A 17,144-nucleotide genomic window follows, 5' to 3' on the forward strand; every position below is an offset into this window, starting at 1 on the left:
TCTAAAGAGTTTCTAAAGTTTTGTAATTCTTAAAAGAAACAAAACCCAGTTGATATGAACTGGGCTTCTCAATTATAAAATATACTTCTCAATCGCGCGTGCAACACCTTCTTCTTCATTGCTGGCTGTAACGTCATTGGCTAAGGATTTGACATGGTCGCTGGCATTTCCCATAGCAATGCCAAGTCCTGCAAACTGAAGCATTTCGATATCGTTATTGGCATCGCCCATGGCCATAATGTCTGAGGGCTCGATCTTCAAAATCGCTGCTAGTCGAGAAAGAGCAGTAGCCTTGGTAGTTCCAAGTGGCATCGCTTCATAAATGACTGGCTGCGAACGAACGCCGCTAAATCGTTGGCAGAGTTCCTCAGCGAACCGCTGCTCAAAATCGTCTGTTTGTTCTTTTGTTCCTAAAAACATACCTTGGAACATACGATATTTGCCACTAGTCGCGTCCTCAAGGGAGATTTCAGTCAGGTCTGAAAAGACGAGCTTGGCATCATTTTGAACGATTTGATTAGGCTTACCACCGAGGACAAAATAATGTTTCTCATCAAAAAGAGTTAACTGGACGTCGCTTTTTTCTGCTAGGTCATAAAGGTATTCAATGTCAGCTGGACTGAGTTCTTGCCAGTCAACTAGACTCCAGTCACTGGTCTGGTGGGTTGAGCAACCGTTATTGACAATGACATACTCATTCTGGAGATCAAGATTCAGTTTTTTGTAATAAGGAAGAACCCCGAAAAGCGGGCGACCTGTACAGAGAACCAGTTTGACACCTTTTTCAATGGCCTGATGAATGGCAGTGATGTGGGCTTGTGGGATTTCCTTGGCTTCATTAAGGAGGGTTCCGTCCATATCCAAGGCAAGTAGTTTAATCATAAGACTTCCTTTTCTAGGTGTTTTGCTTTTATTATAGCATATAGACTATGAAATGTCTGACAGAATAGTAACATTCGACTTTCTTTTTCTTGAAAAAGAAAATAAAATCTTATATAATATGTACACTTAATATTTAAGGAGAAATAATGTCAAAGTATCACTTTAATTCAATTTACAAAAATGATGAAACAGAGTCTACAGGTCTTCTTTTCATCAAAGTCTACAACAAATGGGAAAGCAATTTAAAAAGAGTCTTGAAATCAGTTGGTCTTACTTTGCCTCAATTTATCGTTTTAACCTCGCTCTTGTTTTTGTCTAATAGAGAGGAATATGTAACGCAAGTTGATATTGCTCGGTTCACTGGTATGGATGTCATGACGGTTTCCCAGATTGTTAGACTACTGGAGAAGAAAGACTACATTAGACGTGATCAACATCCAAAGGATAGTCGGGCAAAACTGGTCTCAGTGACGAAGTCTGGCGCGGAGAAGGTCAATCAAGCTTTACCCTTAGTAGAAGGGATTGATGAAAAATTTTTTGAAAAACTTTCTAACGATAGAGAAAGTTTTAATCACATGTTAGCAGTGTTGGAGGATAAAAATGCCTAGATATTGGGTCGGAGTTGTTTCAAAGAATCATGTTTTAAGAGGAGTTGAGGGAAATTTTTGTCAGGTCTGTCATGGAAAGGGCGGCCCCTTAAATCGTATGAAAAAAGGTGACTATCTTTTATACTATAGTCCAAAATACGATATGAATGGTCAAGATAAGTTACAGGCTTTTGTGGCCGTAGGTAAAATTATAGATGACAAAGCCTATCAAGTAGAGCAATTTGAAGGATTCTTTCCCTTTAGACGAAATGTCGAGTATTATCTACCAGTCAAAGATTGTTCCATAGAAATAGCTAGACAGCATTCTGAATGGAGAGACTATACTTCTCGACTTCGTTATGGACATTTTGAAGTTTCCAAAGACTTTTTCCTCTATATCTTTCATCATATGAAAGTGGATGCTGAAGTATGATTGATTTGCTAGTTAAATGATTATCAACAAGAATTTTGGATTTGGACTGTGAAGCGAACTTTGCTATAATAGAGTAAGAAACTTTGATAAACCAAACGAGGCTGAGATGAAATTACTTTATACTGATATTCGGACTTCTTTGACAGAAATCTTGACCAGAGAGGCGGAAGAGCTGGTTGCTACTGGTAAGCGGGTTTTCTACATTGCTCCCAACTCTCTTTCATTTGAAAAGGAACGCGCCGTGCTGGAATGCTTGTCCCAGCAGGCTTCTTTTGCGATTACCGTCACGCGCTTTGCTCAGATGGCTCGTTACCTGGTTTTAAATGACTTGCCTACAAAGACCAGTCTTGATGACATCGGCCTTGGGATGGCCTTTTATAAATGTCTTGCTGAACTTGATCCCAAAGAGTTACGAGTTTATGGTGCTATTAAACAAGACCCTCAGTTTATCCAGCAGTTGATTGAACTTTATCATGAGATGACGACTGCTCAGATGAACTTTTTAGACTTAGAAAGTTTGAGTGATGAGGACAAGCGGGCAGATTTACTCTTGATTTTTGAGAAAGTGACTGCCTATCTCAATCAAAGCCAGTTGGCTCAGGGAAGTCAATTGTCCCATTTGATTGAGGCTATTGAGAATGATAAGGTAAGTAGTGATTTCAGTCATATTGCCTTAGTCATTGACGGATTTACTCGTTTTTCTGCTGAGGAAGAACATGTAGTGGATCTGCTCCAGCGTAAAGGTGTTGAGATTGTCATTGGTGCTTATGCAAGCAAGAAGGCCTATACCAGTCCGTTCACTGAAGGAAATCTCTACCAAGCCAGTGTGGAATTTCTTCATCATTTAGGTGCTAAATACCAAACGGTTGCTCAAGACCGTTCTCAGACTCATGCGTACATGGATAGTTTTGACAAGGCCTCTCGTTTGCTAGAGTCTTCTTATGACTTTTCAGAACTCACTTTGGATGTAGATGAGAAGGACCGTGAAAATCTGCAAATCTGGTCTTGCTTGACACAAAAAGAAGAGTTGGAGTTGGTAGCCCGCAGCATCCGTCAGAAATTACATGACCATCCAGAACTGAGTTACAAGAATTTCCGTATTTTGCTGGGAGATGTAGCTTCTTATCAGTTATCACTAAAAACTATTTTTGACCAGTACCAGATTCCGTTCTATCTTGGTAGAAGTGAATCCATGGCTCATCATCCCTTAACCCAGTATGTCGAATCTATTTTGCGTTTGAAACGCTACCGTTTTCGTCAGGAGGATTTGATTAATCTCCTCAGAACTGGTCTGTATACTGACCTTAGCCAAGCGGATATTGATGCTTTTGAGCAATATCTCCGCTATCTTGGCATCAATGGCTTGCCAGCTTTTCAGCAGACCTTCACTAAATCCCACCATGGAAAATTCGATTTGGAACGTTTGAACGCCATTCGTCTGCGAGTTCTGACGCCACTTGAAACCTTATTAGCCAGTCGAAAACAAAAGGCTGAAAATCTCGTGCAAAAGTGGAGTACATTTCTAAAAAACGCTGCTTTAAGCAAGCAGATGCAAGACTTGACAGCTACTATGGAAGCTCTAGAACAGGAAAGACAAGCTGAAGTTTGGAAAGCCTTTTATCATGTTTTAGAACAATTTGCGACAGTTTTTGATGGTTCACAAGTTAGTCTGGAGGACTTCCTAGCCTTGCTCCACTCAGGGATGACTTTATCTCAGTATCGCACTATTCCAGCAACAGTAGACACTGTTCTGGTGCAGAGTTACGATTTGATCGCACCACTGACTTCTGACTTTGTCTACGCTATTGGGCTGACTCAGGATCATTTGCCAAAAATTGCGCAAAACACCAGCCTGTTAACAGATGAAGAAAGACAAAGCCTAAATCAAGCGACTGATGATGGAGCGCAATTACTGATTGCAAGCAGTGAAAACCTCAAGAAAAATCGCTATACCATGCTTTCCTTGGTTAATGCTGCCCGTAAACAATTGATTTTGTCAGCACCCAGTCTTCTCAATGAAAACGAGAGTAAGGAATCGGCCTATCTTCAGGAACTGGTGAGTTTTGGATTTAATCGGACAGAGAAGAAGATTCATCACAAAGGTTTGTCTAAGGAAGATATGAGTTCTTATCACAGTCTCTTGTCTAGCTTAGTTGCCTATCACCAACAGGGCGAGACGAGTGATAGGGAGCAAGATTTGACCTTTGTCAAGGTTCTGGCGCGTGTGATGGGTAAAAAGCTAGATCAAAAAGGCCTTACAAATCCAGCTATCCCAACAAGTCCAAGTAGCAAACCATTAGAGAAAGAGACCTTGCAGGCTCTCTATCCAGCTGACAAAGAGTTTTACCTGTCTACCTCTGGTTTGACGGAGTTTTACCGTAACCAATACAGTTATTTCCTCCGTTATGTCTTAGGTTTGCAGGAAGAATTGCGCCTTCGTCCAGATGCTCGCAGTCACGGGAATTTCTTGCATAGTATTTTTGAACGTGCCTTGAAACTGCCTACTGAAAATCCGTTTGATCAGCGTTTGGAACAAGCTATTCAAGAAACCAGCCAAGAACGCGAATTTGAAGCTATTTATCAGGAAAGTTTGGAAGCCCAGTTTACCAAGGAAGTTCTGCATGATGTCGCGCGAACTACGGGCCACATCCTTCGTCATAATCCAGCTATCGAAACCATCCAAGAGGAGGCAACATTTGGTGGTAAGGACCAGGCCTTTATTCAATTGGAAAATGGTCGCAGTGTTCATGTGCGAGGCAAGGTTGACCGTATTGACCGTTTGAAAGCTGATGGAGCGCTAGGAGTGGTGGACTACAAGTCTAGTCTGACTCAGTTCCAGTTTCCTCATTTCTTTAATGGGCTCAATTCCCAACTGCCAACCTATCTTGCCGCCCTTAAAGGAGAAGGAGAGCAGAACTTTTTCGGAGCTATGTACCTAGAAATGGCTGAACCTGTCCAATCCTTATTAGCAGTTAAAAATCTTGCAGGAGCAGTAGTAGAAGCCAGCAAGTCTATGAAATACCAAGGGCTCTTTTTAGAAAAAGAAAGCAGTTATTTAGGCGATTTTTACAATAAAAACAAGGCCAATCAGCTGACAGACGAGGAATTCCAGCTCTTACTAGACTATAATGCCCATCTTTACAAGAAGGCAGCTGAAAAGATTTTAGAAGGTCAGTTCGCCATCAATCCATACACAGAGAACGGAAGAAGTATTGCCCCGTACGTTCAGCAACACCAAGCCATTACAGGATTTGAAGCCAATTACCACTTGGGTCAAGCTCGTTTCCTAGAAAAGTTAGACCTAGCGGATGGCAAGCGCCTAGTAGGAGAAAAGCTCAAGCAAGCTTGGTTTGAAAAAATGAGAGAGGAGTTGAATCAATGAAGCCCATTTCCTTTTTAACTGAGGAAGAAATTAAAAAATTGCAAGAAGCAGAAGCGAGTTCGAGCAAGGAACAGAAGAAAACTGCCGAGCAAATCCAAGCCATTTATACTGCTGGGCAAAATATTCTGATCTCAGCGTCTGCTGGTTCAGGGAAAACCTTTGTCATGGCAGAACGTATTTTGGATCAATTAACTCGTGGTGTAGAAATCAGTCAACTCTTTATCTCGACCTTTACCGTCAAGGCTGCTACTGAACTCAAAGAACGTTTGGAGAAGAAAATTAGCCAACAAATCCAAGAAACCGATGATGTTGACCTCAAACAACACTTGGGACGTCAGTTGGCAGATCTGCCAAACGCGGCCATCGGAACCATGGACTCCTTCACACAAAAATTCCTAGGAAAACATGGCTATTTGATTGATATCGCACCAAATTTTCGTATTCTACAAAATGAAAGTGAACAGTTAATCCTCAAAAACGAAGTTTTTCATCAGGTTTTTGAAGCCCATTACCAAGGTGAAAATAAAGAGAACTTTAGTCGCTTGGTCAAGAACTTTGCTGGACGAGGCAAGGATGAACGAGGTCTGCGCCAGCAAGTCTACAAAATCTATGATTTCCTCCAATCCACTAGTAATCCTCAAAAATGGCTGAGTAACTCTTTCCTCAAAGGATTTGGAGAAGCTGATTTTACTAGTGAAAAAGAAAAACTAACTGAGCAAATCAAGCAGGCGCTTTGGGACTTGGAAAGTTTCTTTCGTTATCATCTGGATAACGATGCCAAGGAGTTTCCCAAAGCTGCCTATTTAGAAAATGTGCTGTTGGTTCTGGATGAAATTAGCTCCTTAAATCAAGAGTCCGATAGCCAGGCTTATCAAGCAGTGCTTGCTCGTGTTGTCGCCATCTCGAAAGAGAAAAATGGTCGGGCTCTTGCTAACTCTAGTCGAAAGGCTGATTTGAAGCCACTTGCAGATGCTTATAACGAGGAGAGAAAATCCCAGTTTGCAAAACTTGGACAACTAGCAGACCAGATAACAATTCTCGACTATCAAGAGCGTTATCACGAAGAAACATGGGGACTTGCTCAGACTTTCCAAACCTTCATGAGCGACTTTGTAGAAGCTTATCGTGAACGTAAACGCCAGGAAAATGCATTTGAATTCGCTGATATCAGTCATTACACCATTGAGATTTTAGAGAATTTCCCACAAGTTCGCGAGACTTATCAAGAGAGATTTCATGAAGTCATGGTCGATGAGTATCAGGATACCAACCACATTCAAGAACGGATGCTGGAATTGCTGTCGAATGGTCACAATCGCTTTATGGTGGGAGATATCAAGCAGTCCATCTACCGTTTCCGTCAGGCAGACCCGCAGATTATCAATGAAAAATTTCAACGCTATGCGCAAAATCCTCAAGAAGGAAAGCTGATTTTGCTCAAGGAAAATTTCCGTAGTAGTTCAGAAGTGCTGTCAGCAACCAATGATGTTTTTGGACGCCTTATGGACCAAGAGGTCGGTGAAATCAACTATGACAGCATGCACCAGCTTGTTTTTGCCAATACCAAACTGACTCCTAATCCAGACAACAAGGCAGAATTTCTCCTCTACGATAAGGGCGATAGTGGGCAAGAGAAAGAAGAAAGTGATGAAGACACGAAACTCACTGGGGAAATGCGCCTTGTCATCAAGGAAATCTTAAAGCTACATCAAGAAAAAGGTGTGGCCTTCAAAGAAATTGCCCTTCTGACTTCCAGTCGCAGTCGTAATGACCAGATTCTACTTGCCCTGTCTGAGTACGGGATACCTGTCAAAACCGACGGTGAGCAAAACAACTACCTCCAATCCTTAGAAGTACAAGTCATGTTGGACACCCTTCGTGTCATCCACAATCCCCTGCAAGACTATGCCTTGGTTGCCCTTATGAAGTCTCCTATGTTTAGTTTCGATGAGGACGAGTTGGCACGTTTATCTCTTCAGAAAGCAGAAGATAAAGTACAAGAGAATCTTTATGAGAAACTAGTTAATGCTCAAAGACAGGTAACTGATCAGAAAGAGTTAATTCACAAGGACCTAGCTGAAAAACTCAATCAGTTCATGGATATTTTGGATTCTTGGCGCTTGTATGCCAAAACCCACTCTCTCTATGACTTGATTTGGAAGATTTATAATGACCGTTTTTATTATGACTATGTTGGAGCTTTGCCAAATGGCCCTGCTAGACAGGCCAATCTCTATGCCCTAGCGCTACGTGCTGACCAGTTTGAAAAGAGTAATTTTAAGGGATTGTCGCGTTTTATACGTATGATTGACCAAGTCCTAGAAGCCCAGCACGATCTCGCAAGTGTAGCCGTCGCACCGCCTAAAGATGCTGTGGAACTCTTGACCATTCACAAGAGCAAAGGACTGGAGTTTCCTTATGTCTTTATCCTCAACATGGATCAGGACTTCAACAAGCAAGACTCGATGTCAGACGTCATTCTCAGCCGTCAAAATGGGCTTGGTGTCAAATACATTGCCAAGGTGGAAACAGGAGCAGTGGAAGCACACTATCCTAAAACCATCAAACTCTCCATTCCTAGCCTGACCTATACGCAGAATGAGAAAGAACTGCAACTGGCTAGCTATTCAGAGCAGATGCGTCTGCTGTATGTTGCCATGACAAGGGCTGAGAAAAAGCTCTATCTTGTTGGCAAGGGCTCTCGCGAAAAGCTAGAAGCCAAGGAATACCCAGCAGCAAACAATGGAAAATTAGATAGCAATACCAGACTGCAAGCAAGAAATTTCCAAGATTGGGTCTGGGCTATCAGCAAAGTATTTGCCAAGGACAATCTCAACTTTAGCTATCGTTTTGTTGGTGAAGACCAGCTGACTAGAGAAGCTATCGGAGAATTGGAAAACAAGAGCCCTCTCCAAGATAGCTCTCAAGCAAGCAACCGCCAGTCAGAAACCATCAAAGAAGCTCTGGAAATGCTGAAAGAGGTGGAAGTTTATAATACTCTTCACCGCACAGCTATTGAGCTTCCTAGTGTTCAAACCCCAAGCCAAATCAAGAAATTCTACGAACCGGTTATGGATATGGAAGGGGTAGAAATTACTAACCAAACTCAATCATCGGAAAAGCAAATCAGCTTTGATTTACCTGATTTTTCAACTAAAAAAAAGGTAACTGGAGCAGAGATTGGTAGTGCCACTCATGAACTCATGCAGAGAATTGACCTCAGTCAGCAACCAACACTTGCTAGCCTGACAGAAACACTCAAACAAGTTCAAACTAGTCTAGCTGTTAGAGACAAGATCAATCTTTCTAAAATCCTAGCTTTCTTTGACACACCACTTGGTCAGGAGATTCTCGCTAATACCGGCCATCTCTACCGCGAGCAACCTTTTTCTATGCTCAAGCGGGACCAAAAAAGTCAGGAAGACTTTGTTGTTCGTGGGATCTTGGACGGCTATCTACTTTACGAGGACAGAATTATTCTTTTCGACTATAAGACAGACCGTTATGATGAACCAAGTCAACTCATAGACCGCTATCGTGGCCAGTTAGCCCTATACGGTGAGGCCTTATCACGAGCTTATTCGATAGAAAACATTGAAAAATACTTGATTTTACTCGGTAAAGATGAGGTTCAAGTTGTAAAAGTATAACCTAGAAAGGAGATCTCATGACACTTCCAGTTAGAAAATCCCTTCATGATGCAGTTTTACAGGCTTCAAAAGCTGATACTTGGGATCAAGCCACTAAGGAGTGGAATGAAGTTTCCTTGATCTTTAATGGCATTGGCCGTAGTAATTGTGTTTGTGGGAATGCCATAAAATACGCCTACGAACTCTTTAACGGAGTTACAGGCCAACGTCTCTTTCCTATTGGCAGTGACTGTGTCCGTCATTTTCATCGACTGACTTTAGACCAGCAACTGGAAGAGGAAGACAAGCTTCTCAGAAAAGTTGAAAACCTAACCAGAAAGGCCCAGAAAAAGGAAAAAATCAATATCAATAAAAGCGATTTTGACGAACGACTTCTAAAATGGTTTTGGGAGAAAGGTGTTTTCAAAGCCAATCGTGGCAATCAATTCGCACCTGAGAGAGACTATCATCTCTTCCTAGAGGTCTTTCAAGGCGGAAGTTGGACCAAGGCAGAGCCAAAGAAGAAGGCTCGTATGGAAGAAGTGCTGGAAAAGTGTATCAAACCCTTTTTACTTGGTAAGACCGATGACCAACTCTATCTTGTCAAACTAGGCAAGGAGAAAATCGACTACGAGCAGCATTTACGAATTCAAGCAGAGAAAGAACGCAAGAAGAGAGATAAAATCGCCAAGCAATACGCTGATAACCTCATTCTTGCCATGGGACCTGCAGAACGCGCTTATCAAGATTACTTTGGCTTTACAGAACCCCTCACCCAAGAAGAACGAAAATGGGAGAAAATCCTCTTTGGAAAAAATAGAGACGAACGGGCTATCAAGGCTAAACAAAACCAAAAGGAGCTGGAAAAGGATCAGCGGATTGCAAATCAAGATCCTATTGAACGAAAGCAGAAGCAGACTTGGCTTCTTAATTCCTATTTTCGTGATTTGCCTGATGAAAAAGCCAGATTTTCTCGGCTTCTATTAGAATATCGAAAAAGTGGAGAAGTACCCTTTTCAGATGATTACTTATCTGAGCATCTCATCGATTTTTTCTACAAGATGAAAGCCTTTGAGTTTGAAATCTCACCAGAACAAGTCCGCGATTTTCTAAAAGAATGCCTTCAGGCAGAACATCTATCATCTGCACAAGAAAGTTGGACTAGAGGGATTCTCCTCAATTGTCTTCATCCGTTTTTAGATAGGTTACTCATATAGAAAAAATCCTACCTTGTCTATGCATGGTAGGATTTAAGTATCTCCAAAGATGTACTGGTAAAGTTGGACGACTTTCTGAAAACATTGTGTGTCCATTCTTGTTATTTTTTGAGCATTACGCATCCGAAAATCGAAGGTATAGAGTTGAAATGGATTGACAGCGCCATCTACCTTGTCCGACGAGACAGGAACGAGCAAGCCTTTTTCTGCCAAACGACGTTGGCCGTGAGTGATAGGACAGACAGCTACAAAACCAGTTTGCAAGGCATATTCTCTCCTAGAAACTACCAAGGCAGGTCGCCTTTTCTGAATCTCCCGACCGACTGATGGATCAAAGTCCAGCCAAATGATATCCTGCTTTTCAGGAATATAGTCAGATTTCGCTATCAACTGACCTTACCCCTTCAAAATCGTTTGTCATTCTCAAATCAGTAATCCCATCAAAAGGATCTTTCAGTTTTGGAGCTAAGACAATGACTCCGTCAATTCCTTTGTAGACAACCATTTCTTGACCTTCTGACATCCCTAAATTTTTAGGAATGGTCACAGTGAGCGAATTTCCCACCTTGCGAGTCTTTACTGTATTCATTGCTCTACCTCCACGAATTAGTATACACTAAGTATATACCTGAAAACAAAAAAAGTCAAGTAAATCGTTACTGACCTCAAGGATGTTTCGGACGATTACTATTTGTGATTTATTATGGTCAAAGCCTGTGCAAAAGTTCCTCATTTATGATAGAATAGATGGTAAGAAAGAAAACGTTTTTATCACGTTTTTTTTAGTCGGAAGGGGAAAATATTATGGCTACTATTCAATGGTTTCCGGGCCACATGTCTAAGGCTCGGCGACAGGTTCAGGAGAATTTAAAATTTGTTGATTTTGTGACAATTTTGGTGGATGCTCGGCTACCTTTATCTAGTCAAAATCCTATGTTAACCAAGATTGTTGGAGATAAACCAAAACTCTTGATTTTGAACAAGGCAGACCTTGCTGACCCCGCAATGACCAAAGAATGGCGTCAGTATTTTGAATCACAGGGAATCCAAACTCTGGCTATCAACTCCAAAGAGCAAGTGACTGTAAAAGTTGTGACGGATGCAGCCAAAAAGCTCATGGCTGATAAGATTGCACGCCAGAAAGAACGCGGTATCAAGATCGAAACCTTGCGGACCATGATTATCGGAATTCCAAATGCCGGTAAGTCAACCCTCATGAACCGTTTGGCTGGGAAAAAGATTGCGGTTGTAGGTAATAAACCAGGTGTTACCAAGGGGCAACAATGGCTTAAAACCAATAAAGACCTTGAAATCCTAGACACACCAGGGATTCTTTGGCCTAAGTTTGAAGATGATGCTGTCGCACTGAAACTAGCCTTGACTGGAGCTATCAAAGACCAGTTGCTTCCTATGGATGAGGTGACCATTTTTGGTCTCAATTATTTCAAAAAACATTATCCAGAAAAGCTAGCTGAACGCTTCAAACAAATGAAAATTGAAGAAGAAGCACCTGTTATCATCATGGATATGACCCGTGCCCTTGGTTTCCGAGACGACTACGACCGCTTTTACAGCCTCTTCGTCAAGGAAGTCCGTGATGGAAAGCTCGGTAACTATACCTTAGATACATTGGATGACATCGATGACGACGATTAAAGAAATCAAAGACCTTCTTGCCACTGTCAAAGAATTAGACAATCCCCTTTTTCCTGAACTGGAAAAAGATCCTCGTTCTGGGGTTCAAAAGGAAATCAACAAACGTAAAAAAGCCATTCAGGCTGAACTGGATGAAGACCTTCGTTTGGAATCTATGCTTTCCTATGAAAAAGAACTCTATAAGCAAGGATTGACCCTAATAGCAGGTGTTGATGAGGTCGGCCGTGGTCCTCTGGCTGGACCCGTAGTCGCTGCAGCTGTTATTTTACCTAAAAATTGTAAGATTAAAGGCCTCAACGATAGTAAAAAAATCCCCAAAAAGAAACATCTGGAGATTTATCAAGCCGTTCAAGACCAAGCTTTATCAATTGGGATTGGTATCATGGATAATCAGGTCATCGACCAAGTCAATATCTATGAAGCTACCAAACTAGCCATGAAAGAAGCAATCTCCCAGCTCAGTCCGCAACCTGAGCACCTCTTGATAGATGCCATGAAACTGGAGTTACCAATTTCACAAACCTCCATTATCAAAGGAGATGCTAACTCCCTCTCTATCGCAGCTGCATCCATAGTAGCCAAGGTGACACGGGATGAATTGATGAAGAAATACGATCAGCAATATCCTGGCTATGATTTTACAGCTAATGCAGGCTATGGAACAGCTAAACATCTAGAAGGACTAGAAAAACTAGGTGTCACCCCGATTCACCGAACCAGTTTTGAACCAGTCAAAACACTGGTTTCAACTAAGAAAGACAAGTAAGAGGAAATGATTATGGAGGAACAGTCAGAAATACTCCGCTCCAAGAAAGAATTTGCCTTTGCCTCAAGCACTATATTATCCCAAGTTGGACGAGGGATCATTGTTGGTCTCGTCGTCGGTCTCATCGTCGGATCCTTTCGTTTCTTAATCGAAAAGGGTTTCCATCTGATACAAGGATTCTATCAAGATCAAGCGCACCTAGTGCGCAATCTTTTTATCATTGGTCTATTTTATGTATTCGTTTGCTGGCTCAGTGCGAAACTAACTCGGCTAGAAAAAGATATCAAGGGTTCAGGAATTCCTCAAGTCGAAGCCGAACTAAAGGGACTCATGACTCTAAACTGGTGGAGTGTCCTCTGGAAGAAATATGTATTAGGTATTCTTGCTATTGCCAGTGGCCTTATGCTAGGGCGAGAAGGGCCAAGTATTCAACTTGGAGCTGTTGGTGGTAAAGGTATTGCCAAGTGGCTCAAATCTAGTCCAGTAGAGGAACGTTCCCTGATTGCCAGTGGAGCTGCTGCAGGTTTAGCCGCTGCCTTTAATGCACCGATTGCAGGCCTCCTCTTTGTTGTAGAAGAAGTCTATCATCATTTTTCACGCTTTTTCTGGGTCTCAACTCTAGCAGCCAGTCTCGTAGCAAACTTTGTCTCACTACTCATATTCGGCCTAACACCCGTACTAGATATGCCAGACAACATTCCTCTCATGACCCTAGACCAGTATTGGATATACCTCCTTATGGGAGTTTTTCTCGGGCTTTCTGGTTTTCTCTATGAGAAAGCTGTACTCAATGTTGGTCGAGTTTATGATTGGGTTGGTCAAACAATCCATTTAGATAGTGCTTATTATCCAATCATAGCCTTTATCCTTATCATACCAGTCGGGATTTTCTTGCCACAAATCCTTGGTGGTGGAAATCAGGTCGTTCTTTCCTTGACTGAGCAAAATTTTAGTTTTCAAGTTCTATTAGCTTACTTTTTGATTCGCTTTGTTTGGAGCATGATTAGTTATGGAAGTGGCCTCCCAGGAGGAATCTTCCTTCCCATTCTGGCGCTAGGTTCCTTACTTGGTGCCCTAGTTGGTGTCATTTGTGTCAACCTTGGGATTGTCAGTCAGGAGCAATTCCCTATATTTGTCATTTTAGGAATGAGTGGCTACTTTGGGGCAATATCCAAGGCACCCTTAACTGCCATGATCCTCGTAACTGAGATGGTTGGGGATATTCGCAACCTCATGCCACTGGGCTTAGTGACCTTGGTGGCTTACATCGTCATGGATCTACTCAAGGGGGCACCAGTCTATGAGGCCATGCTTGAAAAAATGCTACCAGAAGAAGCAACAGACGAAGGAGAAGTCACCCTCATAGAAATCCCTGTGTCTGACAAAATTGCTGGAAAACAGGTTCACGAGCTCAACTTGCCACATAACGTACTCATCACCACCCAAGTCCATAATGGCAAAAGCCAAACAGTTAACGGCTCAACTAGAATGTATCTGGGGGATATGATTCACCTAGTGATTCCAAAAAGTGAAATTGGAAAAGTCAAAGATTTGTTGTTGTAGGTTTTTTACATAATTTATATTATGTAAAAATTTAATTTAATACATCAGAAAACCGATTCTCAGAAATGAGATCGGTTATTTTTTGCAGATAAAATATTTACATACAAATAATTGAACTTGGGTAAAAATAAGACTATAATTAAGTTAGAAATGATAAAGCATAAAGCTAGAAAGGAGTTTACTGTATCAAATCTGTACAGTAAGATTAAAATCATGAAAAAGAAAACAATAGCAATTATACAATGTATTTTATATCTCATAGCTCCTTATATAGCTCTTCAGTTATGTAGAATGAACAGAAGTATCGTTACTGATAATCTTTTTTTTATTTTCCTTATTCTGCTGACTATTTCATTCTGGTTTAGTATTTGGAAACTAGAAAAAGCACTAGATAATGATTAACAACGAAACTCCAAAGATTGAGATCTGTTTGACCCAAAAACTGGAAATTTTTGAACTTTTCCTTATGTACACTATTTGAAAAATGTACTTTATAATTGAAATGTACTTTATTTTAAGGCAAGATAAAGTACATTTTTTGATCCAGTAGCTTAGAGGAGTAATGTACAAAAATCCCACCTTTTATGCTATTTTTGTTCCAAAAAAATTTTTTAGTTATTTTTTGCACTTTAAAAAAACTCATGTAATATCTTTCCGAAAAACTATAATTTTCTTGAAAAATATATGAGTCTATGCTATACTACTAGTAGACTTAATTATGGAGAAAATACATGAAACGTGAGATTTTACTGGAACGAATCGACAAACTAAAACAAATCATGCCCTGGTATGTTCTGGAATACTACCAATCCAAGCTTGCTGTGCCCTACAGTTTTACAACCTTGTACGAATATCTCAAGGAATACGATCGATTTTTCAGATGGGTTTTAGAGTCTGGAATTTCAAATGCTGATAAAATGTCTGATATTCCTTTATCTGTCTTGGAAAATATGTCTAAGAAAGATATGGAAGCTTTTATCCTATATCTACGTGAACGTCCATTGCTGAATGCTAATACAACCAAGCAAGGTGTATCTCAGACGACCATCAATCGGACCTTATCAGCACTTTCTAGTCTTTACAAGTATCTAACAGAGGAGGTTGAAAACGACCTGGGAGAACCCTATTTCTATCGTAATGTAATGAAGAAAGTTTCAACCAAGAAAAAGAAAGAAACACTTGCTGCTAGAGCTGAAAACATCAAGCAAAAACTCTTTCTAGGTGATGAAACAGAAGGTTTTCTAACTTATATCGATCAGGAGTACCCACAACAGCTCTCAAATCGCGCTCTCTCATCATTTAATAAGAACAAAGAACGTGATTTGGCCATTATTGCCCTTCTCCTAGCGTCTGGTGTCCGCTTATCTGAAGCTGTTAATCTAGATCTAAGAGACCTCAATCTCAAAATGATGGTGATCGATGTCACTCGAAAAGGGGGGAAACGTGATTCTGTCAATGTCGCTGCTTTTGCTAAGCCTTACCTAGAGAATTATCTAGCCATTCGAAATCAACGCTATAAGACGGAAAAGACAGATACAGCTCTCTTTTTGACCTTATATCGAGGCGTTCCCAATCGTATTGATGCTTCTAGTGTTGAAAAGATGGTTGCTAAGTACTCTGAGGACTTCAAAGTCCGTGTAACTCCACACAAACTACGCCATACCCTGGCGACTAGGCTCTATGATGCTACTAAATCGCAAGTTTTGGTCAGCCATCAGCTAGGACATGCCAGTACACAAGTCACTGACCTCTATACCCATATCGTCAATGATGAACAAAAGAATGCTTTGGATAGCTTATAAAATACATAAAATTATTTATGTAAAATACCACTCATAAAAAGAAGCTGCTAAAACAAGCAACTTCTTTTTGATTTATTCTACTACTGCTTCAGCGATTTCTTCACGACTAATACCAGCAAAGTAGCGTGTGATGTCAATAGTTTCTAAAGCTTTAAGGACATCTTCACGTTCGTATTTCACTCCACGAAGGACATCTTCTACAGCTGCAACGTCCTCGATACCAAAGAAGTCACCGTAAATCTTGATATCTTGGATTTTTGATTCAATGACGTTGGCAAAAACTTCAACCTTACCACTGGTGAATTTTGTTCCACGACGGACGTTAAATTCAGGTGATTTGCCGTAGTTCCAGTCCCAAGTGCCAAACTTGGTATCCTTGATGCGATTGATTTCCGCCAATTCTTCTCCAGAAAAAACGTATTCAGTCATCTCTGGGTACTCTTTTTTCATGTATTCCAATAGCAAATCACGGAATTCTTCAACTGTTATTTTTTCTGGTAATTCATTGACAATATTGGTTACACGGGCACGGACAGATTTCACACCTTTTGATTCAAATTTATCTTTTGAAACCTTGAGGGCGTTAGCAAGGACTGACAAATCAACGTCAAAGAGCAAACAACCGTGGTGCATGATACGCCCATTGATATAGGCTTGGGCATTGCCACAGAATTTCTTACCGTCAATCTCAAGGTCATTACGGCCTGTGAACTCAGCTTTAACGCCTAGTTGAGCCAAGGTATTGATAACTGGAGTTGAGAAGCTCTTGAAGTCAAAGGCCTTGTTTTCATCTTCTTTTGAAATGATGGTGTAGTTGAGGTTGTTTAAATCGTGATAAACAGCTCCACCACCACTGATACGGCGTACTACCTCAATACCATGATCTCGAACATAATCACGGTTGATTTCTTCGATAGTATTCTGGTGACGACCAACAATGATAGAAGGTTTGTTAATCCAAAGTAGGAAAATTTGATCCTCATCTAAAAGGTGTTTAAAGGCATATTCTTCCAAGGCGATATTAAAAGCAGTGTCGTTTGAATGATTGATAATATATTTCATAGTATTTCCAAAAATTTAGTTTTTAAATTCTGTTCATAGCAATCCAATTTTCTAAAGTGGTAAAAAGAAATGTAACGTGTTATCGTTACATTTCTCGGAAAAATTGAGACAAGAGGCTCAATTTTTAGGCATGGAACTCTAATAGAGGTCGCTGCCGTCCGTACT

The 17,144-nt window shown here is 40.9% G+C and carries 13 protein-coding genes; 9 read left to right on the top strand and 4 right to left on the bottom strand.

Annotation, left to right across the window (positions count from 1 at the left end):
- Nucleotides 1-72: 72 nt before the first annotated feature.
- A complete protein-coding gene (locus BWR56_RS04670; RefSeq protein ID WP_076984544.1) occupies nucleotides 73-882 on the bottom strand; it encodes a Cof-type HAD-IIB family hydrolase in 810 nt (269 codons plus the stop codon).
- A 146-nt stretch (nucleotides 883-1,028) separates the two neighbouring features.
- Between BWR56_RS04670 and BWR56_RS04675 the strand changes: the two genes are divergently transcribed.
- The 5 genes from BWR56_RS04675 (at nucleotide 1,029) to BWR56_RS04695 (ending at nucleotide 10,130) form a co-directional block, all read left to right on the top strand.
- Entirely contained in the window at nucleotides 1,029-1,490 is a 462-nt protein-coding gene (locus BWR56_RS04675) for a MarR family winged helix-turn-helix transcriptional regulator (protein ID WP_076984545.1), read from the top strand.
- The gene (locus BWR56_RS04680) at nucleotides 1,483-1,902 is read left to right on the top strand and encodes an EVE domain-containing protein (RefSeq protein ID WP_076984546.1); all 420 of its coding nucleotides are present in this window, start codon (nucleotides 1,483-1,485) and stop codon (nucleotides 1,900-1,902) included. The genes BWR56_RS04675 and BWR56_RS04680 overlap by 8 nt, the downstream gene beginning before the upstream one ends.
- A 106-nt stretch (nucleotides 1,903-2,008) precedes the next feature.
- The gene (gene rexB, locus BWR56_RS04685) at nucleotides 2,009-5,284 is read left to right on the top strand and encodes an ATP-dependent nuclease subunit B (RefSeq protein ID WP_076984547.1); all 3,276 of its coding nucleotides are present in this window, start codon (nucleotides 2,009-2,011) and stop codon (nucleotides 5,282-5,284) included.
- Nucleotides 5,281-8,934 (top strand): helicase-exonuclease AddAB subunit AddA, encoded by a 3,654-nt coding sequence (gene addA, locus BWR56_RS04690; protein WP_076984548.1) that lies wholly within the window; start codon nucleotides 5,281-5,283, stop codon nucleotides 8,932-8,934. The genes rexB and addA overlap by 4 nt, the downstream gene beginning before the upstream one ends.
- A gap of 17 nt (nucleotides 8,935-8,951) precedes the next feature.
- Entirely contained in the window at nucleotides 8,952-10,130 is a 1,179-nt protein-coding gene (locus BWR56_RS04695) for a hypothetical protein (RefSeq protein WP_076984549.1), read from the top strand.
- Nucleotides 10,131-10,163: 33 nt separating this feature from the next.
- On the opposite strand, the gene BWR56_RS04700 is transcribed toward BWR56_RS04695, so the two are convergent.
- Both BWR56_RS04700 and mazE read right to left on the bottom strand, forming a co-directional pair.
- Complete coding sequence (locus BWR56_RS04700; protein WP_000560800.1) at nucleotides 10,164-10,520, bottom strand: type II toxin-antitoxin system PemK/MazF family toxin; 357 nt, start codon at nucleotides 10,518-10,520, stop codon at nucleotides 10,164-10,166.
- Nucleotides 10,504-10,719: a type II toxin-antitoxin system PemI/MazE family antitoxin gene (gene mazE / locus BWR56_RS04705; protein WP_049505811.1), complete on the bottom strand. Its 216-nt coding sequence runs from the start codon at nucleotides 10,717-10,719 to the stop codon at nucleotides 10,504-10,506. The genes BWR56_RS04700 and mazE overlap by 17 nt, the downstream gene beginning before the upstream one ends.
- 215 nt (nucleotides 10,720-10,934) lie before the next feature.
- On the opposite strand from mazE, the gene ylqF reads away from it, so the two are divergent.
- From ylqF to xerS, 4 genes are all read left to right on the top strand, one after another.
- The gene (ylqF, locus tag BWR56_RS04710) at nucleotides 10,935-11,786 is read left to right on the top strand and encodes a ribosome biogenesis GTPase YlqF (protein WP_049505812.1); all 852 of its coding nucleotides are present in this window, start codon (nucleotides 10,935-10,937) and stop codon (nucleotides 11,784-11,786) included.
- A complete protein-coding gene (locus BWR56_RS04715; protein ID WP_049505813.1) occupies nucleotides 11,773-12,552 on the top strand; it encodes a ribonuclease HII in 780 nt (259 codons plus the stop codon). Before ylqF ends, BWR56_RS04715 begins: the two co-directional genes overlap by 14 nt.
- Before the next feature lie 12 nt (nucleotides 12,553-12,564).
- A complete protein-coding gene (locus tag BWR56_RS04720; RefSeq protein ID WP_049505814.1) occupies nucleotides 12,565-14,115 on the top strand; it encodes a ClC family H(+)/Cl(-) exchange transporter in 1,551 nt (516 codons plus the stop codon).
- 731 nt (nucleotides 14,116-14,846) lie between these two features.
- Nucleotides 14,847-15,917: a tyrosine recombinase XerS gene (gene xerS, locus BWR56_RS04730; protein ID WP_049505815.1), complete on the top strand. Its 1,071-nt coding sequence runs from the start codon at nucleotides 14,847-14,849 to the stop codon at nucleotides 15,915-15,917.
- A gap of 72 nt (nucleotides 15,918-15,989) precedes the next feature.
- On the opposite strand, the gene BWR56_RS04735 is transcribed toward xerS, so the two are convergent.
- Nucleotides 15,990-16,979 (bottom strand): lipoate--protein ligase, encoded by a 990-nt coding sequence (locus BWR56_RS04735; RefSeq protein WP_076984551.1) that lies wholly within the window; start codon nucleotides 16,977-16,979, stop codon nucleotides 15,990-15,992.
- Nucleotides 16,980-17,144 lie beyond the last annotated feature (165 nt).

This window comes from Streptococcus oralis (assembly GCF_001983955.1).
Lineage (GTDB): Bacteria > Bacillota > Bacilli > Lactobacillales > Streptococcaceae > Streptococcus > Streptococcus jiangnanensis.